18 protein-coding genes are annotated in these 19447 nt (G+C 59.4%); all 18 read left to right on the top strand.

Going from position 1 to position 19447, the window contains the following annotated elements; genetic code table 11:
* Positions 1-2 precede the first annotated feature (2 nt).
* The 18 genes from P9292_RS26475 (at position 3) to P9292_RS26560 (ending at position 19393) form a co-directional block, all read left to right on the top strand.
* The gene (locus tag P9292_RS26475; RefSeq protein WP_309962031.1) at positions 3-1787 is read left to right on the top strand and encodes a branched-chain amino acid ABC transporter ATP-binding protein/permease; all 1785 of its coding nucleotides are present in this window, start codon (positions 3-5) and stop codon (positions 1785-1787) included.
* Positions 1787-2539 (top strand): ABC transporter ATP-binding protein, encoded by a 753-nt coding sequence (locus P9292_RS26480; protein WP_309962032.1) that lies wholly within the window; start codon positions 1787-1789, stop codon positions 2537-2539. Before P9292_RS26475 ends, P9292_RS26480 begins: the two co-directional genes overlap by 1 nt.
* Positions 2540-2688: 149 nt before the next feature.
* Positions 2689-4653 carry a tRNA uridine-5-carboxymethylaminomethyl(34) synthesis enzyme MnmG gene (mnmG, locus tag P9292_RS26485; RefSeq protein WP_309964201.1) on the top strand — a complete coding sequence of 655 codons (1965 nt, stop codon included), beginning with the start codon at positions 2689-2691 and terminating at the stop codon, positions 4651-4653.
* Positions 4650-5315, top strand: a complete 666-nt coding sequence (gene rsmG / locus P9292_RS26490; protein WP_309962034.1) for a 16S rRNA (guanine(527)-N(7))-methyltransferase RsmG — start codon at positions 4650-4652, stop codon at positions 5313-5315. The genes mnmG and rsmG overlap by 4 nt, the downstream gene beginning before the upstream one ends.
* 76 nt (positions 5316-5391) lie before the next feature.
* Entirely contained in the window at positions 5392-6162 is a 771-nt protein-coding gene (locus tag P9292_RS26495; protein WP_250526408.1) for a ParA family protein, read from the top strand.
* A gap of 46 nt (positions 6163-6208) precedes the next feature.
* On the top strand, positions 6209-7111 hold the full coding sequence (locus P9292_RS26500) for a ParB/RepB/Spo0J family partition protein (protein ID WP_309962036.1): 903 nt from the start codon (positions 6209-6211) through the stop codon (positions 7109-7111).
* A 3-nt stretch (positions 7112-7114) separates the two neighbouring features.
* Positions 7115-8251 carry an SLC13 family permease gene (locus tag P9292_RS26505; protein WP_309962038.1) on the top strand — a complete coding sequence of 379 codons (1137 nt, stop codon included), beginning with the start codon at positions 7115-7117 and terminating at the stop codon, positions 8249-8251.
* A gap of 303 nt (positions 8252-8554) precedes the next feature.
* On the top strand, positions 8555-9034 hold the full coding sequence (locus P9292_RS26510) for an ATP synthase subunit I (RefSeq protein ID WP_250509722.1): 480 nt from the start codon (positions 8555-8557) through the stop codon (positions 9032-9034).
* Between the two features lie 167 nt (positions 9035-9201).
* The gene (gene atpB, locus P9292_RS26515; RefSeq protein WP_244826610.1) at positions 9202-10053 is read left to right on the top strand and encodes a F0F1 ATP synthase subunit A; all 852 of its coding nucleotides are present in this window, start codon (positions 9202-9204) and stop codon (positions 10051-10053) included.
* A gap of 90 nt (positions 10054-10143) precedes the next feature.
* Positions 10144-10413, top strand: a complete 270-nt coding sequence (gene atpE / locus P9292_RS26520; protein ID WP_244826609.1) for a F0F1 ATP synthase subunit C — start codon at positions 10144-10146, stop codon at positions 10411-10413.
* 136 nt (positions 10414-10549) lie between these two features.
* Positions 10550-11020, top strand: coding sequence for a F0F1 ATP synthase subunit B (locus P9292_RS26525; RefSeq protein ID WP_244826608.1), 471 nt, complete (start codon positions 10550-10552; stop codon positions 11018-11020).
* A gap of 2 nt (positions 11021-11022) precedes the next feature.
* Positions 11023-11565, top strand: coding sequence for a F0F1 ATP synthase subunit delta (locus P9292_RS26530; protein ID WP_250466184.1), 543 nt, complete (start codon positions 11023-11025; stop codon positions 11563-11565).
* Positions 11566-11622: 57 nt separating this feature from the next.
* A complete protein-coding gene (atpA, locus tag P9292_RS26535) occupies positions 11623-13164 on the top strand; it encodes a F0F1 ATP synthase subunit alpha (protein ID WP_244826606.1) in 1542 nt (513 codons plus the stop codon).
* A 70-nt stretch (positions 13165-13234) separates the two neighbouring features.
* Positions 13235-14131: a F0F1 ATP synthase subunit gamma gene (gene atpG / locus P9292_RS26540; protein WP_244826605.1), complete on the top strand. Its 897-nt coding sequence runs from the start codon at positions 13235-13237 to the stop codon at positions 14129-14131.
* A gap of 44 nt (positions 14132-14175) precedes the next feature.
* On the top strand, positions 14176-15570 hold the full coding sequence (gene atpD / locus P9292_RS26545) for a F0F1 ATP synthase subunit beta (protein WP_244826604.1): 1395 nt from the start codon (positions 14176-14178) through the stop codon (positions 15568-15570).
* Between the two features lie 70 nt (positions 15571-15640).
* Positions 15641-16066, top strand: a complete 426-nt coding sequence (locus P9292_RS26550) for a F0F1 ATP synthase subunit epsilon (RefSeq protein WP_244826603.1) — start codon at positions 15641-15643, stop codon at positions 16064-16066.
* Positions 16067-16284: 218 nt separating this feature from the next.
* The gene (locus P9292_RS26555) at positions 16285-18015 is read left to right on the top strand and encodes an AMP-binding protein (RefSeq protein ID WP_309962040.1); all 1731 of its coding nucleotides are present in this window, start codon (positions 16285-16287) and stop codon (positions 18013-18015) included.
* A 601-nt stretch (positions 18016-18616) separates the two neighbouring features.
* Positions 18617-19393, top strand: a complete 777-nt coding sequence (locus P9292_RS26560; RefSeq protein ID WP_309962041.1) for an alpha/beta hydrolase — start codon at positions 18617-18619, stop codon at positions 19391-19393.
* The last annotated feature ends 54 nt before the right edge of the window (positions 19394-19447 follow it).

Genomic DNA, 19447 nt, shown 5'->3' on the forward strand with positions numbered 1-19447 from the left:
CAATGGCATTCCTTCATCGATACCGCTTCTTCTGGCTGTTCCTCGTCGTGGTCTTTGCGTTGCCCGTGTTGCCGAAACCGGTGGCCGTGCCCGAGTACTGGATAACGCTGCTCAACTACATCGGCTTGTATTCGATTGTCGCGATAGGGCTCGTCTTGCTGACGGGCATAGGCGGGATGACGAGCTTCGGGCAGGCCGCGTTCGTCGGCGTAGGCGCGTATGCAACGGCGTTTCTGACGACCCAATACGGTGTGTCACCGTGGCTTGCGTTGATCGCGGGCGTGGTGTTGACGGCAGTCATCGCGCTGTTTCTGGGCCTCATCACGATGCGGCTTTCCGGGCACTTTCTGCCGCTCGGCACAATCGCGTGGGGACTGTCGTTGTTTTATCTGTTCGGAAACATGGAGTTGCTCGGCAAGTACGACGGGATCAATGGAATTCCTGTGTTGAACCTTTTTGGATGGCACTTGGAGTCTGGGCGCAGCATCTACTACCTGATTTGGGTCGTCGTGCTGCTCGCCGTCGTATCTGTTCAGAATCTGCTTAATAGTCGTCCGGGCCGCGCTATCCGCGCGTTGCGCGGCGGCGGCACGATGGCGGAGGCGATGGGTGTCAATACCGGCTGGATGCGCGTCGTTATCTTTGTCTATGCGGCGGTGCTTGCATCCATTTCCGGCTTTCTTTACGCGCATTTACAGCGTGCGGTGAATCCGACGCCGTTCGGGCTTAATCATGGCATCGAGTTTCTGTTCATGGCGGTGGTTGGCGGAGTGGCGCATGTCTGGGGTGCGATTCTGGGCGCGACTATCCTCACCGTTCTGCAAGATTATCTACAGACGCTGCTGCCCAAGTTGATTGGTGCGAACGGAAATTTCGAAGTCATTGTCTTCGGCGTGTTGATGGTGCTGCTGCTTCAATACGCGCGTCAGGGAGTGTGGCCGTTTGTGGCGCGTTTGTTTCCAAGCGCTCCGCGAGCGCGCGTGCCGGAGCACGTCGAAGCGTTGCCGCAGCGCAGCAAGCCGGCGGCGGGTGAATCGCTTCTTGTCGTCGATAACGCGCGCAAACAGTTCGGCGGGCTTGTTGCAGTAAACGATGTGAGTTTCGATATAAAGGCAGGGGAGATCATCGGGCTGATCGGGCCGAACGGCGCTGGAAAATCCACCACTTTCAATCTCGTAACCGGCGTGCTTCAGGCTACGAGCGGCGCGATCAGCTTTCGGGGCGAGCGTATCGAGAAGCTGACATCGCGGGAGATCGTAAAGCGCGGCATCGGGCGAACCTTCCAGCACGTGAAGATGCTTCCGGGTATGAGCGTCTTGGAAAATGTCGCGATCGGCGCGCATCTGCGGGGAAACACCGGAGTTTGGCGGAGCGTCGCGCGTTTGAACGGTGCGGAGGAAAGTCGGCTGATGGCCGAGGCGGCGCGACAGATCGAACGCGTCGGCCTGGAAAAGCATGTATTCAGTGAGGCCGGAAGTTTGGCGCTGGGGCAACAACGCATCATGGAAATTGCGCGCGCGCTGTGTTGCGATCCGACGCTTTTGCTTCTCGATGAGCCAGCAGCTGGTTTGCGATACCAGGAGAAGCTTCAGCTTGCCGACCTGCTGCGTAGGCTTCGCGCAGAGGGAATGAGCATCCTGCTGGTCGAGCACGATATGGACTTCGTGATGAATCTCACCGACCGCCTTGTCGTGATGGAGTTCGGGACGAAGATCGCAGAAGGTTTGCCGTCAGATGTTCAGAAAGATCCCACTGTGCTCGAAGCGTATCTTGGTGGAGTGGAGTGATGCAAAAAAGTGTGCCGATTCTTCAAGTCGATGGTTTATCCGTGCGATACGGGAAAGTCGAGGCGCTGCACAATGCGACGCTTACGGTCGGCGCTGGACAAATCGTGTCCGTGATCGGTCCAAATGGTGCGGGAAAATCCACCCTGTTGAATGTAATCATGGGAGCTTTGCCGCAGACAGGATCGTCTAACGGTATGATCCGGTATCTGGACGAGGATGTCGCTGCGCTGCCTATCGAGCGTCGTGTTTCACGTGGAATGTGCCTTGTCCCTGAGCGCCGGGAACTGTTTGCTTCGATGTCGGTTGAGGACAATCTCGTCCTAGGCGCCTATCGGCGCAAGCGAGCGGGGGAGCGAAATTTCTTGGATCAGCTGAAACCAGTCTTTCGCCTTTTTCCCCGATTGAAGGAACGCCGCACGCAGGCGGCAGGAACGCTATCCGGCGGTGAGCGGCAAATGCTTGCTGTGGGTCGAGCGTTGATGGCCAAGCCCAAATTGTTGATGCTCGATGAGCCTAGTCTAGGTCTGGCACCTTTGATCGTGAAGGAAATTTTTCATATCGTTAGCGCGCTTCGCGAGACGGGCGTCGCAATACTTTTGATCGAGCAAAACGCACGCGCGGCACTACAGATATCTGACTTCGGCTATGTTCTTGAGACAGGCGAATTCGCCCTGAAAGGCCCCGCGCAAGATTTGCAACACAATCCCAAGGTCATTGAGACTTATCTCGGGTTGGTGAAGAAGGCCGTTTAAAGGGTTGCGTAAATCTCAAAGGCGTGTTTCACGTGAAACACGCCATTTTTTTCGCCTTTTCCGGGTCGTTTGAAAATCGGCGGACGAGAACCCGATATAATTCGTCGATATTCTTTCTTCAGGTTCGCATCGCTCGATGCGAGATCTTCATGCTTTTTCCCTCAGAATTTGATGTGATCGTCGTTGGCGGTGGTCACGCGGGCACCGAAGCGGCGCTTGCCTCGGCGCGGATGGGCTGTCGGACGCTGCTCCTGACGCACAACATCGAGACGCTTGGCCAGATGAGCTGCAATCCGTCGATCGGCGGCATTGGAAAAGGACATCTCGTCAAGGAAGTCGATGCGTTGGGCGGCGCGATGGCTGCCGCCACCGACGAGTCCGGTATTCAGTTTCGCATTCTCAATTCGTCGAAGGGTCCTGCTGTGCGAGCCACGCGCGCTCAAGCCGACCGCATTCTTTACAAACAGGCAATACGCCATCGGCTGGAAAATCAGCCGAATCTCTGGCTGTTCCAGCAAGCCGTCGACGATTTGATGGTGGAAGGTGACCGCGTCGTTGGTGCCGTTACGCAAGTCGGGCTGCGGTTTCGCGCGCGTGCCGTGGTTCTAACGGCAGGGACGTTCCTCGACGGCAAGATCCACGTGGGGCTGAACAACTACGTGGGCGGCCGCGCGGGCGATCCTGCTGCGATATCTTTATCTGCACGTCTCAAAGAGTTGAATTTGCCGCAGGGCCGACTAAAGACGGGAACGCCACCGCGCATCGACGGCCGCACGATCGATTTTTCAAAGCTTGAAGAGCAGCCGGGCGATTTGGATCCGGTGCCGGTTTTCTCTTTTCTTGGCCGCGTCGAGCAGCATCCGCGTCAGGTGCCGTGCTGGGTGACGCACACGAACGCTCAAACGCACGACATTATTCGTTCGGGCTTGGATCGGTCGCCGATGTACACAGGGGTGATTGAAGGCGTTGGGCCGCGGTACTGCCCGTCGATTGAAGACAAAATCCATCGGTTTGCATCGAAGGACGCACATCAAATCTTTCTGGAGCCGGAAGGGCTGACTACGAACGAGTTCTATCCCAATGGAATTTCGACGAGTCTGCCTTTCGATGTCCAATTAAATCTTGTGCGTTCCATGCGTGGTCTCGAACACGCCCATATCTTGCGTCCTGGCTATGCAATCGAATACGACTACTTCGATCCGCGTGCGCTGAAGGCTTCGCTGGAGACGAAATCCATTTGTGGGCTTTTCTTCGCCGGACAGATCAACGGCACGACGGGTTATGAGGAAGCTGCCGTTCAAGGACTACTAGCCGGCATAAATGCAGGGCTTCAAGTGCAGGGCAGGGATGCCTGGACACCGCGCCGTGATGAGGCGTACTTGGGTGTATTGGTCGACGATTTGGTAACGCGCGGAGTCTCTGAGCCGTATCGAATGTTCACGAGCCGTGCAGAATATCGTCTGTCTCTACGTGAAGACAACGCGGATATGCGCCTGACCGAAGCAGGGCGGGAGCTTGGAGTCGTAGATGACGTCCGGTGGGATGCTTTCAGCCGCAAGCGCGACGCTGTTTCACGTGAAACAGAGCGTCTGCGCTCCGCGTGGGTGAACCCTAAGACGCTTCCCGCTGAAGAGGCGACCGCGTTACTCGGCAAGCCGATCGATCATGAGTATAGTTTGGCCGACCTGCTGCGACGCCCTGGTGTCTCGTACGATGGCGTCTGCGCTTTGCGCAACGGGGAATGCGGTTCAGCCGAATCGCTTGCCGATGATCCAGTTCTGCTCGCGCAGATCAAAGAACAGATCGAGATTGGCGTGAAGTACCAAGGCTATATCGACCGGCAAGCGGACGAGATCGTGCGCAACGGAGCGCAAGAGAACACGCGTTTACCAGAGGCGATCGACTACAGCGAAGTGCGCGGCCTTTCGTTTGAGGCGCGACAAAAGTTAACGCAGCATCGTCCAGAAACGATCGGGCAGGCTTCGCGTATTCAGGGCATCACGCCGGCTGCCATCTCACTGCTCATGGTGCATCTCAAGCGCGGCCTCGGCCGGCGCGGACGCGGCGCAGGCAGCGATCAGGATCAGGCCAGCAGCAACCCGGTGGTTCAATGAAGGACCAAAACGAATCGCTGGCTAACTTGCTCAACCGAGGTACGACTGAACTCGAGCTTGCGCTGACTTCATCGCAGAAACAGCAGCTACTCGATTACGTCGCGCTGCTGGGCAAATGGAACGCCGTCTACAACCTGACGGCGATCCGCGATCCGAAGCAAATGCTCATTCAGCATATTCTCGATTCGCTTGCCATCGTTCCGATGCTCGTGGCGCACCAACCAAAATCGATTTTGGATGTCGGTTCGGGCGGCGGCCTGCCGGGCATCGTGCTGGCAATCGTCTTACCCAACGTGAAAGTGACGCTGAACGATATCGTCCACAAGAAGACCGCCTTTCAGTCGCAAGCGAAGGTTCAGTTGGGTTTGGCGAATCTCTCCGTCGTGACCGGACGTGTTGAGAATCTGCGGCCGGGTTGCGAAGTCCCGGGAAAATTCGACGTAATTGTCTCGCGCGCGTTCGCAGACCTCGCGGATTTCGTTACACTTGCGCGTCATCTGGTTGCGGAGGACGGCCGGATTCTCGCGATGAAGGGCTTGCAACCGGACAACGAAATTGCGCGTCTGCCAGATGGCGCGACGGTGGAGCGCATCGAGCGTCTGAATGTTCCGATGCTCGATGCCGAGCGCCACTTGATCCATGTAGCCGTCGGCGCGCAGTAACACGTCGCGGGCGCTTTCGTCACGGCCGTAAACGGCAGCTGATCTTCTGACAGCGAAGAAACGAGGACATAAAACGATGGCAAAAATCTTCTGCGTCGCAAATCAGAAGGGCGGCGTTGGAAAGACCACCACGGCGGTCAATCTCGCGGCAAGTCTCGCGGGCCTTGATCAACGCGTTCTACTCATCGATCTGGACCCGCAGGGAAACGCGACGATGGGCAGTGGCGTCAATAAAGGCGCATGCGAGAAGACAATCTACGAAGTGTTAGTCGACGGGGTGACACTACGTGAGGCGGTAGTGCGACCGGAGAGCGTGGGATATCACGTTCTGCCTGCGAATCGTGAACTCGCTGGCGCGGAAGTCGAGCTTGTGGATATGGACGACCGTGAGCACATTCTTCGCTCGGCCATCGCGAAGATAGTCGATGACTATGATTTCATCTTGATCGATTGTCCGCCTGCATTGTCGCTGTTGACATTGAACGCGTTGTGCGCAGCACATGGCGTCGTCATTCCAATGCAGTGTGAATATTTCGCGTTGGAAGGCTTGTCGGATCTGGTGAGCACCATCAAGCAGATCCACGCGAACCTCAACCGCGATCTGAAAGTGATCGGACTGTTGCGTGTGATGTTCGATCCGCGCATCACCTTGCAGCAGCAAGTGTCCGAACAGTTGAAAGAACACTTTGGCGACAAGGTTTTCGATGTCGTCATTCCACGCAACGTGCGCCTTGCCGAGGCGCCAAGTTACGGCCTGCCAGGCGTGGTGTTCGACAAGTCGTCGCGTGGCGCGCAGGCGTATATCCAGTTCGGCACGGAAATGATCGAGCGCGTACGCGCGCTGTAACGCAAACCCATTCGATCTGGCGGACGACGCCAACGGAGGAATCGAAATGAGCGCTGTGATGAAGAAGAAGGGTTTGGGCCGAGGCCTGGATGCATTGCTCGGCGGCAGCGTCGACATTACCGAAGCCGTACGCGGCGAAGGCACGCCGTCAGTCCTGTCGCTCGACAAGCTGCAGGCGGGCAAGTATCAGCCGCGTACCCGAATGGACGAGGGCGCGTTGCAAGAGCTCGCCGCGAGTATTCGCGCGCAAGGCCTCATGCAGCCGATTCTCGTGCGCTCCGTCGGCCCGGATCAGTACGAAATCATCGCGGGCGAGCGACGTTTTCGCGCGGCGCGCCTGGCTGGGCTCGACGAAGTGCCGGTGCTGGTGAAGAACGTGCCCGATCAGGCTGCCGCCGCGATGGCGCTGATCGAAAACATCCAGCGGGAGGATTTGAATCCGCTGGAAGAGGCGCAGGGTATCCAGCGCCTGCTCGACGAATTCACGTTCACGCACGAGCAGGCGGCCGAAGCGGTCGGGCGATCGCGTAGCGCGGTATCGAATCTGCTGCGTCTCTTGAACCTCGCCACGCCCGTTCAGACGATGCTGCTCGCAGGCGATCTCGACATGGGCCACGCACGCGCGCTGCTCGCCGTCGATGCCGCCACGCAGATTCAGTTGGCTAATCACGTGGTGAATCGCCGCTTGTCGGTGCGTGAAACGGAGCGCCTCGTCGCCGCGACGACGAAGGAAGCGCCGGCAGTCAAGGCGCGTTCCGCGAACGATGGCGGCCGTGACACGCGCAGGCTCGAAGAAGAGTTGTCGGATCTGCTCGCGGCGAGCGTGAAGATCAAGCTGGGCGGACGAGGACGCGGCAAGGTGATGATCGATTTCGGTAACCTCGACGCGCTCGAAGGCATTCTGAGCAAACTACGCGGCAGCATTGAAGCGCCTAATTCGGCTGCGTGAGTCTTGTCGGAATACAACGTCAAGCAATCGCGCTCCGACCTCCTGACGCGCGTCTGGAGGACTGTCAGTAAAGAGCCGGTCCTCGCCATTCTCGTGCTCGCGCTCGGCGTGTTGCAAGTGGTTCATCCGCGCTCGTGGGCTTCGCTGCCAGGTCTTGTGGATTGGCAGACCGTGCTCACGCTCGCCGGCCTGCTCATCCTGACCAAAGCGATCGAATTGTCAGGATTCCTGATGTGGGCCGCGCATCGGCTGGTGCATCACATCCACGGCGAACGCGGCCTGGCGCTGCTCCTCGTCGCGCTGGCGGCGGCGCTGTCCACGGTGCTGACCAACGATGTCGCGTTGTTCGCGGTCGTGCCGCTCGCGCTATCGCTGCATCGGCTCGCGCCCTTGCCCATCAAGCGTCTCGTTATCGTGATTGCGTTGTCGGTGAACGCGGGATCGATCCTCACGCCGCTCGGCAATCCACAAAACCTTTTCCTCTGGCAGACGAGCGGCGTCTCCTTCGGCGCGTTCGTCTGGGCGTTGCTGCCGCTTTGCGCGGTCCTCATGCTCATGCTCGGCGCCGTGACTTGCGCAATGTTTCGCAACGCGCCGCTCGACCTTTCTGGCGATGCCGAAGAGCACGGCGTCGACCGTGTGTTATGCGGTGTGAGCGTGCTTGCGTTCGCTGGCTTCGTCGCACTGGCCGACGCGCATCATGCCGGGCCCGGCCTCGCTGTCCTTGCCGTCGCGTTCCTGCTTTGGCGCCCCGAAGTCGTCTTGAAGATCGACTGGCTGCTTCTGCTCATCTTCATGCTGATGTTCGTTGTGCTGCGCAGCGCGGCCGCGTTGCCGGCCATCCACGGCTTCATCGCGCAGTTGGGTATCGGCACGCCGATGCGTGCGTATGCTGCGGGCGCGGTGCTGTCGCAGGCCATCAGTAACGTGCCGGCGGCCATCGTGCTCGCCGAGTTTTCGAAGGACTGGCGCGCGCTTGCTTTCGGCGTGAGCGTCGGTGGCTTTGGGGTGGCAATCGGCTCGCTCGCCAATCTCATCGCCGTGCGTCTTTCGGGCGAGAAGGGCATGTGGGGTCCGTTTCACCTCGTTTCGATCCCTTTCTGGTTTGTTGCAGCGCTTGTTGGATGGGCGCTCATCTGAGTTTCGCGACGCAATCTCACGTCGTCTGAAAATCTGCTTGTAACCGCAAGAAAAGTCTCGCTTTCGAGACCATTTTTTAAGCTTTGTCCGCTTGGCTTTTGACGCACCTAAACTATTGAATCTCCGAGGACAATCGCTTACAATCCCCCGGATTTATCAGCTAGGCCACCTAGAAAGCGCGGCGAAAGCGCAGGGTGGTTTCCGAACTGTCGGTTGATGTGTTGAAGGGGTTTGAAGACGGTGCGAGAGCAGAATCGAGCGCCGGTGGGCGGGCAAGACAGCGCTCAAAACAAACGCGGAGACATGCACGCTTCAGGAAATCAGCCCCGCAGTTCGTCTGACGACTCGTGGGACGCCGAGGCGCAAGATAACAATATCGTTCCGCTCACGCGGGGCCAGGCAGAGAAGCTGTTCGGTCCTGATGTGAGTCGTCCATCGCGGGTCACGCCTTTCAAGGTAGTGGCCGCGCAAATGGTTTTGTCCCTGGGTGCGACGCTGTTGTGGTGGCTGTTCTACAAGCCGCCGGGCGATGCTGCGCTGTCCGCCTTCCTCGGAGGCGCGATCTGCTGGCTGCCCAGTGCACTGTTCGCGGCGCGCCTGAAGGCGAAGAGCGGAGCCGAGACCATCATGAGTTGGATGATCGGCGAAGCGATGAAAATGGGAGCGACGATTGCTATGTTCGTAGCGGTCGCCTTCTGGTACAAGAGCGCGCTGTGGTTGCCTTTGCTCGTTACGTACATCGTCGCGTTGAAGACTTACTGGCTGGCCATGGCTTTGCGTTGACCTCCAGGGTAATCGCCAGCCCGAAGTCAAGTATGTAGCATCACACATGAAAGCGCGGTTATGAACGCCGCGCTCGGGCCGGACGCCCGGAGCCGCAACGCGAAGCGGTGGCTCGGATAAGCGTCTGGCGACGAAAGATTTTTGACAATTTGGGTGGCTTTAACGATATGGCAGCTAGCGAAGGAACGCACGCTCTGGACCCGTCCGAGTACATTGCGCACCACTTGCAGAATCTTTCCACGCACACACAGACGTCGATTTTCGACATCCACGTCTGGAATCTGGACACGCTGTTCTGGTCCATCGTGTGCGGTCTCCTGACCATCGTCATTCTCGGTATCGCAGCGCGCCGCGCGACGTCCGGTGTTCCCGGACGTTTCCAGTGCGCGATCGAGATGCTCGTCGAAATGGTCGAAGATCAGTCGAAGTCGATGATCCACGGCAGCCGCCGCTTCATCGCTCCGCTCGCGCTGACCGTGTTCGTCTGGGTCGCCCTGATGAACTCGCTCGACTTCATCCCCGTGGATCTGCCAGGCCGCGTGATTGGCTGGCTGGGCCTCGAACAAGTGCTGCCGCATCATCGCATCGTGCCCACGGCCGATTTGAACGGCACGCTCGGCATCGCGCTCGGCGTGTTCGTGCTGATGATCTACTACAACCTCAAGATCAAGGGCGCAGGCGGCTTCGTGCACGAGCTGCTGTCCGCTCCGTTTGGCGCGCATCCGCTTCTGTGGATTCCGAATCTTGCGCTGAACATCATCGAGTTCGTCGCCAAGACGGTTTCGCTCGGCATGCGGCTTTTCGGCAACATGTACGCGGGTGAGCTGCTGTTCCTGCTGATCGCGCTGCTCGGCAGCATGTGGCACTTCGGCGCGGACGCCTCCGTACTTGGCTTTATCGGCCATGTGGTCGCGGGTACGGTCTGGGCGATCTTCCACATTCTGATCGTGCTGCTGCAAGCGTTCATCTTCATGATGCTGACGCTCGTGTACATTGGTCAGGCGCACGACTCTCACTAAAGAGTGTTTGCGGCAGGTCCAGAATCGCTTAGGTTTTAGTTTTCAATTTTTATAAATCCAGTTCCAAAGTCTTTAATCAAAGGAGTGAACATGAACGCTTTCATCGCCAACATCCAGGGTCTGACCGCCATCGGTATCGGCATCATCATCGGCCTGGGTGCAATCGGCGCCTGTATCGGTATCGGCCTGATGGGCGGCAAGTACATTGAAGCATGCGCCCGCCAGCCGGAACTGATGAACCCGCTCCAGACCAAGATGTTCCTGCTGGCTGGTCTGATCGACGCGGCGTTCCTGATCGGCGTTGGTGTGGCAATGCTGTTTGCGTTCGCGAACCCGCTGCTCTCGAAGCTCGCAGGCTGAGGTTCCTCGGAAGTGTGCGTCTCTTCTTGCGATGAGACGCAAGACGGAACGGGTGAGGCGCTGATCGAGCACAACGGGCCGATGAGCGCCTTTTAACCGTTTCACTCTCCGACTAAGCAACGTTTAAGGAAACACCGTGAATCTCAACGCAACCCTGTTTGCGCAAATGGTCGTGTTTCTGATCCTCGCGTGGTTCACGATGAAGTTCGTGTGGCCGCCGTTGATCAATGCCCTCGACGAGCGCTCAAAGAAGATTGCCGACGGCCTCGCCGCCGCCGACAAGGGCAAGGCGGAACTCGAAGCCGCGCATAAGCGCGTCGACCAGGAACTCGCGCAGGCTCGCACGGACGGTCAGCAACGTATCGCTGACGCCGAAAAGCGCGCCGCAGCCGTCGCCGAAGAAATCAAGGCCAACGCTCAGGCTGAAGCCGCGCGCATCGTCGCGCAAGCCAAGGCGGACGCCGAACAGCAAGTCGTCAAGGCGCGCGAGTCGCTGCGCGCCGAAGTCGCGGCCCTGGCCGTGAAGGGCGCCGAGCAAATTCTGAAGCGCGAAGTCGATCAGAAGGCTCACGCCGATCTGCTGAATCAACTCAAAACCGAGCTCTGATCATGGCCGAACTTGCAACCATCGCTCGTCCTTACGCAGAAGCGCTGTTCCGCGTAGCCGAGAGCGGCGATCTCGCGGGCTGGTCCACTTTCGTCGAGGAACTGGCCCAGGTTGCGCGTCTGCCCGAAGTGCAGTCGGTCGCCTCGAGCCCGAAGGTGAGCCGCGATCAAGTAGCAGATCTGCTGCTGTCCGCAGTGAAGTCGCCTTTGGCTCAAGGCAATGTACAGGCGAAGAATTTCGTCGGCATGCTGGTGGACAATCATCGTCTGTCGCTGCTGCCTGAAATCGCCGTGCAGTTCGACGAGCTGAAGAACGCCCGCGAAGGTGCGGCCGACGCGCTGATCGTAAGCGCGTTCCCCTTCGAAGGCGAACAATTGAACGACCTAGTCGCAAGCCTCGAACGCAAGTTCGAACGCAAGCTGAAACCGACCGTCGAAGTCGATCAGTCGCTGATCGGCGGCGTTCGCGTGACGGTTGGCGACGAAGTGCTCGATACCTCGGTCCGCGCGCGCCTCGCCAGCATGCAGACGGCTCTGACCGCCTGACGCTTCGTTAGAAGCGAATCGCTGGCACGCAACAGAATTGACTATCAGGAGCGAATAATGCAACTCAATCCCTCTGAGATCAGCGAGCTGATCAAGAGCCGGATCCAGGGCCTTGAAGCGAGCGCGGATGTTCGCAACCAGGGCACCGTGATCTCCGTGACCGACGGTATCGTGCGTATTCACGGCCTGTCGGACGTGATGCAGGGTGAAATGCTCGAGTTTCCGGGCAACACCTTCGGCCTCGCGCTGAACCTCGAACGCGACTCCGTCGGCGCCGTTATTCTCGGTCAGTACGAGCACATCTCGGAAGGCGACATCGTCAAGACGACGGGCCGCATTCTCGAAGTGCCGGTCGGTCCGGAACTGATCGGCCGCGTGGTCGACGCGCTGGGTAACCCCATCGACGGCAAGGGTCCGGTCAACGCGAAGATGACCGACGCAATCGAAAAGATTGCTCCGGGCGTGATCTGGCGTAAGTCGGTGTCGCAGCCGGTGCAAACGGGTCTGAAGTCCATCGACTCGATGGTGCCTATCGGCCGTGGTCAGCGCGAGCTGATCATCGGCGACCGTCAGTGCGGCAAGACCGCGGTGGCTGTCGACGCGATCATCAATCAGAAGGGCAAGGACCTTTTCTGTATCTATGTCGCGATCGGCCAGAAGGCTTCGTCGATCATGAACGTGGTGCGCAAGCTCGAAGAAACCGGCGCAATGGCTTACACCATCGTCGTGGCGGCTTCGGCTTCGGAATCGGCCGCGATGCAATACCTCGCGCCGTACGCCGGCTGCACGATGGGCGAATACTTCCGCGATCGCGGCCAGGACGCGCTGATCGTTTATGACGATTTGACCAAGCAAGCATGGGCGTATCGCCAGATTTCGCTGCTGCTGCGCCGTCCGCCGGGTCGTGAAGCGTATCCGGGTGACGTGTTCTATCTGCACTCGCGTCTGCTCGAGCGTGCGGCTCGTGTTTCGGAAGACTACGTCGAGAAGTTTACCAACGGCGAAGTGAAGGGCAAGAGCGGTTCGCTGACGGCACTGCCCGTCATTGAAACGCAAGCCGGCGACGTGACCGCGTTCGTTCCGACGAACGTGATCTCGATTACCGACGGCCAGATCTTCCTGGAAACCGACTTGTTCAACGCCGGTATCCGCCCTGCCATCAACGCGGGCGTTTCGGTGTCGCGCGTAGGTGGTGCGGCTCAGACCAAGGTCATCAAGAAGCTGTCGGGCGGTATCCGTACCGACTTGGCGCAGTATCGTGAACTGGCTGCGTTCGCGCAGTTCGCGTCGGACCTGGACGAAGCCACCCGCAAGCAGTTGGAGCGCGGTCGCCGCGTGACGGAACTGCTGAAGCAGCCGCAGTATCAGCCGCTTCAAGTGTGGGAACTCGCTGTGGCGCTGTTCGCGGCTAACAACGGCTACCTCGACGATCTGGAAGTTGCGCAAGTGCTGCCGTTCGAAAAGGGCCTGCGCGAATACCTGAAGACGAGCCATGCCGATCTGGTTAAGCGCATCGAAGACAATAAAGACTTGTCGAAGGACGACGACGGCGCACTGCATACCGCGCTGAAGGACTTCAAGAAGTCGGGCGCTTATTGATCGGGACTGAGGAGCAACGCGCGGTGCATCGACCGATGAACACCGCGCGGCTTCGATCAAGGAGTAAGCAATGGCTGGAATGAAGGAAATTCGCGGCAAGATCAAGAGCGTGCAGAACACGCGCAAGATCACGAAAGCGATGGAAATGGTCGCCGCATCGAAGATGCGCCGCGCCCAGGAGCGCATGCGTTCCGCCCGTCCGTATGCCGACAAGGTCCGTGCAATCGCGGCGCACATGAGCGCGGCGAACCCTGAGTATCGTCACCCGTTCATGGTGAAGAACGAAGGCGCGAAGACGGCCGGCCTGATCCTCGTCACGACCGACAAGGGTTTGTGCGGCGGCATGAACACGAACGTGCTGCGTGCGTCGTTGCAGCGCATCAAGGAGCTGGAGCAGACCGGCGTGTCCATCGAAGCGTCGGCTATCGGCGCCAAGGGTCTCGGCTTCCTGAACCGGCTGCGCGCCAAGGTCGTGTCGCAAGTCACACATCTGGGCGACACGCCGCATCTGGAAAAGCTGATCGGCGCGGTGAAGGTGCAGCTCGACTTGTATTCGGAAGGCAAGATCAACGCGGTGTACCTGGGGTACACGCGCTTCGTCAATACGATGAAGCAGGAAGCGGTGATCGAGCAATTGCTGCCGTTGACGGCCGAAGATCTGCAGCAGAAGGCAGACGAAGCCGCGATTGCGAACGACACGCCGAAGACCTCGTGGGACTACATCTACGAGCCGGACGCTCAAACCGTGGTGGACGAATTGCTCGTGCGCTACGTCGAGGCGCTGGTTTATCAGGCGGTGGCGGAAAACATGGCGTCGGAACAATCGGCGCGCATGGTCGCAATGAAGGCCGCGTCGGATAACGCGAAGACCGTGATCAACGAACTGCAGCTCGTCTACAACAAGAGCCGCCAGGCCGCGATTACGAAAGAATTGTCGGAAATCGTCGGCGGCGCCGCTGCGGTCTGATCTTGATGACCGCGTGAAAGAACACAGTATCTAAAGGAAATGCGATGAGTACTACTGCTTTGGTAGAAGGCAAGATCGTACAGTGCATCGGCGCCGTTATCGACGTGGAATTTCCGCGCTCGCACATGCCGAAGATTTACGACGCGCTCATTCTGGAAGGCACCGAGCTGACGCTGGAAGTCCAGCAGCAGTTGGGCGACGGCGTGGTCCGCACCATCTGTCTGGGTGCATCCGACGGCTTGCGCCGCGGCACGATCGTGAAGAACACGGGCAACCCCATCAGCGTGCCGGTCGGCAAGCCGACGCTTGGCCGCATCATGGACGTGCTCGGCCGTCCGATCGACGAAGCCGGTCCTATCGAATCGACCGCCACGCGTTCGATTCACCAGCTCGCGCCGAAGTTCGACGAGCTGTCGCCTTCGACCGAACTGCTCGAAACGGGCATCAAGGTTATCGACCTGATCTGCCCGTTTGCCAAGGGCGGTAAGGTTGGCCTGTTCGGCGGCGCCGGCGTGGGCAAGACCGTGAACATGATGGAACTCATCAACAACATCGCGAAAGAACACGGCGGTTATTCCGTGTTCGCCGGTGTGGGTGAGCGTACCCGCGAAGGGAACGACTTCTATCACGAAATGAAGGACTCGAACGTTCTCGACAAGGTCGCGCTGGTGTACGGCCAGATGAACGAGCCGCCGGGCAACCGTCTGCGCGTGGCGCTGACCGGCCTCACGATGGCCGAGCACTTCCGTGACGAAGGTCTCGACGTGCTGTTCTTCGTCGACAACATCTACCGTTTCACGCTGGCGGGCACGGAAGTGTCGGCACTGCTCGGCCGTATGCCGTCGGCAGTGGGCTATCAGCCGACGCTGGCTGAAGAAATGGGCAAGCTGCAAGAGCGCATCACGTCGACCAAGACTGGTTCGATCACGTCCGTTCAGGCCGTGTACGTCCCTGCGGATGACTTGACCGACCCGTCGCCGGCTACGACTTTCGGCCACTTGGACGCAACGGTCGTGTTGTCGCGTGACATTGCATCGCTGGGTATCTATCCGGCAGTGGACCCGCTCGATTCGACCTCGCGTCAGATCGACCCGAACGTGATCGGCGAAGAGCACTACTCGATCACGCGCGGCGTGCAGCAAACGCTGCAGCGTTACAAGGAATTGCGCGACATCATCGCGATTCTGGGCATGGACGAACTCGCGCCGGAAGACAAGCTCGCCGTGGCGCGCGCTCGTAAGATCCAGCGTTTCCTGTCGCAGCCGTTCCACGTTGCTGAAGTGTTCACGGGCTCGCCGGGCAAGTACGTGCCGCTGAAGGAAACCATTCGCGGCTTCAAGATGATCGTCGAAGGTGAGTGCGATCATCTGCCGGAGCAGGCGTTCTACATGGTTGGCACGATCGACGAAGCCTTCGAAAAGGCCAAGAAGATTCAGTAACGGTCGGGTGTAGACGAAGCGGGCGCGGATCTCAAAACTCCGCGCCTTCGTAATACGCTCAGGAGTCGATATGGCAACCATCAAAGTAGACGTCGTCAGCGCGGAAGAGCAGATCTTCTCGGGCCAGGCGAAGTTCGTCGCGCTGCCGGGCGAAGCAGGTGAACTCGGCATTTTGCCGGGCCACACGCCGCTCATCACGCGCATTCGTCCGGGCGCGGTGCGCATCGAAGCGGAAGACGGTTCGGAAGAGTTCGTTTTCGTCGCAGGCGGAATCCTCGAGATTCAGCCGGGCGTCGTGACCGTTCTTGCCGATACCGCCATTCGCGGCGCCGATCTTGACGAAGCAAAGGCCGAGCAAGCAAAGAAGCGCGCGGAAGAAGCGTTGCAGAACACGGGCTCGAACCTTGAATATGCGACCGCGCAAGCGGAACTCGCGTACGCAACGGCACAGCTCGCCGCCATTCAGCGTTTGCGCAAGCTTGGCTCGAAGCACTAAGCCAGCGCGCTTGTAGCGAATCGAAGAAAGCAGCCTCCGGGCTGCTTTTTTTATGGCGAGTCCGGGTTGCTTCCCGGCAAATCTGCATGACCGTTGTGCACCCCGATTGCGGGTAACACTTGATGCCAGCGCCGCTTGCCACCGTGCAAAATAGCCTTCCAAACAGCCTACGTCCTTGAGGCTGCATATCTTGCACGGTCGATAGCGGAGACCCTTCGATGGCAACTCAACCGACGCAGGCCAGCGCGCAAGTCGAACCGCGTGACGGTCTTTCCTACGTCCGCGGCGTGACCGACACGCCCTTGAGCGACGCCACCGTTTCGCGCTTTCTTCTCGATACCGCGCGCCGCTTTCCCGGGCGTCCCGCTGTCGTGTTTCGTGAGCAGAACATCCGCTGGACCTGGCGTGAGTTCGCCGACGAGATCGACGTGCTTGCGAGCGGCTTGCTTGCGCTTGGCATCGAAGCAGGCGACCGCGTCGGCATCTGGTCGCCGAATCGCGCGGAATGGCTGCTGACGCAATTTGCGACGGCGCGCATCGGCGCGGTGCTGGTGAATATCAATCCGGCTTATCGGCTTGCCGAACTCGAATACGCACTGAACAAGGTCGGCTGCAAGGCGATCGTCGCGGCGGAGCAGTTCAAATCGTCGAAATATCTGGAGATGTTGCAGACGCTCGCGCCGGAACTTGCCCATGCGCAACCGAACGCGCTAAACGCGGCGAAGCTGCCGGACCTGCGCGCCATCATCCGAATGGGCGAAGGCAAGACGCCCGGCATGCTCAACTTCGACGCGTTGATGGAAGAAGGCCGCGCGCTCGTCGATACCGCCAAGCTCGATGCGCTCGAAGCCAAACTCGCCGCCGACGAAGCGATCAACGTGCAGTTCACGAGCGGCACGACGGGCAATCCGAAGGGCGCGACGCTTACGCATCGGAACGTGGTGAACAACGCGCGCTATATCGCGATGGCCATGCGCCTCACCGAGAACGACTCGCTGTGCATTCCCGTGCCGCTTTACCACTGCTTCGGCATGGTGCTCGCGGTGCTGGCTTGCGTATCGACCGGCTGCGCGATGGTGTTCCCCGGCGAGGCATTCGATCCCGCCGCGACGCTCGCCGCCGTGCACGAGGAGCGTTGCACGGCGCTACACGGCGTGCCGACGATGTTTATCGCCGAACTCGATCATCCCGAGTTCGCGAATTACGACCTGAGCCGGCTGCGCACGGGCATCATGGCGGGCTCGCCGTGCCCCATCGAAACGATGAAGCGTGTGGTCTCCACCATGCATTTGGACGAGATCACCATCGCTTACGGCATGACGGAGACAAGTCCGGTTTCGTTTCAAAGCTCGACCACCGACCCGCTCGACAAACGCACGACCACTGTCGGGCGCGTTCAGCCGCATCTGGAGGTGAAGATCATCGACCCGCTCGGCGAAATCGTGCCGGTCGGCCAGACGGGCGAACTGTGCACGCGCGGCTATTCGGTGATGAAAGGCTATTGGGGCGACGACGCAAAGACGCGCGAGGCAATCGTCGATGGCTGGATGCATACCGGCGACCTCGCGACGCTCGACGCCGACGGGTACTGCAACATCGTCGGACGCCTGAAGGACATGCTGATTCGCGGCGGCGAGAACGTCTATCCGCGCGAGATCGAGGAATTCTTGTTCCGCCATCCGAAGGTGCAGTCGGTGCAGGTGTTCGGCGTCCCGGATGAAAAGTATGGCGAAGAGGTGTGCGCCTGGGTCGTGCTGCGTCCGGGCGAGATCGCCAGCGCCGACGAGATCCGCGACTTTTGCCAAGGACAAATCGCGCACTACAAGATTCCGCGTTACATCCGGTTCGTCGACGAATTGCCGATGACGGTGACAGGCAAGGTCCAGAAGTTTGTGATGCGCGCGCAGATGATCGACGACCTGAAGCTTGCGGAAGCCAAAACGGCGTAATTGAAACGACGAAGGGAGCGCTATTAAGCGCTCCCTTCCTGTCATGGCACGAAACGTTCGGCGGCGAAACTCGCAACTAGCGCAAACGTTTGTGCAGGCGAAAAAAAAGCGGGCCTGGAGCCCGCTAAAAACCACACGCTACGGGGTTAGCGCGAGGAGACCAAAGGTGGGATTCGATTCAACGTCAAATCGAAGAACGATCCCAACACTGATGTCCCTTTCAGAGATTCGCCCAAGGCGACCACCGGAAAACGCCGCATTTGCAACCGCGCGCCCGGACACATCCGTGTTGAAACCGTTTGAACAGATTGTGGGCGAATTGATTCTGACCCGCCGTAACAAAGTGTTTCAGGTTGTAACCCCCGTCCCATAAGGCTCTCGTTAAATTTTCGGTCGCGGATGCGTACAAAGCCGTGCAGATATTGTCAGTTATTAAGCTAATTTATTCGATCCGCTAAAACTCCCGGAGTTTTTCCGGTTATATGGGCCGCTGCGTTAATCGGCATTTTCCGGGAAAATCGAACGGGCGCACGTATGAAATCGATACTCATTCGGCCTGAACCGCCAAAACTTCCCGTAAAAGACGCACTTGGAGACTCGTATGACCATTGACGCCGCTCTGCTTCGCTACTACGCCACCGTCGCCGAAGCTTTTCCGCCGCTCGGTCCCGATGCCGACGCGAAGGCAGTGCGCGAGCGCTTCAGCGAAGTGGCGAAAGCCTACGCCCCGGCGCCGGACGAAACCATTTTCGTCGAGGACATCGAGATTCCGCTTGCCGGGCGCACGCTTGCCACGCGCATCTATAAGCCGAAGTCGGCGAACGGTCCGCTGCCGCTAATCGTCTACTTTCACGGCGGTGGCTGGGTGGTCGGCGATATCGAGACGCATGATGCGCTGGTCGCCCGCCTCGCGCGCGACTCGCAGTGCGCAGTCGCGAGCGTCGATTATCGGCTGGCGCCGGAGCATCCATTTCCCGCGCCTTGCGACGATGCCCTCGACGCGCTGATCTGGCTCGCCGAACATCGTTCTCGGCTTGGCTTCGCGACGGACCGGCTGGCCGTCGGTGGCGATAGCGCGGGTGCGCATCTCTCGGTGGTCGCGGCGCGCGGCGCGAACGAGCGCGTGGCCGGCCTCGTCAGTCTCCAGCTTCTGCTGTATCCGGTGATGCGGCGGCAATTCGAGAGCGCGAGCTGTCTTGCAAACGCGAACGGCCCCGGCCTCACCAACGACGAGATGAAGTGGTACTGGACTCAGTTCCTGTCCGGCGTGATGCCCGACGCCCATGACGTGCGCGCCTTTCCGCTCGCCGAGCCGTTCGAGCGGACGCCTGCGCCCGCGTTGATCGTCGCGGCAGTCTACGACCCGCTTTACGACTGAGTTAGGCTGAAAGAATTGGAGATCAATGTCTCGTAGAATGAGCGAAACGGAGAT

It is taken from the genome of Caballeronia sp. LZ001, assembly GCF_031450875.1.
In the GTDB taxonomy this organism is placed as follows: Bacteria; Pseudomonadota; Gammaproteobacteria; order Burkholderiales; family Burkholderiaceae; genus Caballeronia.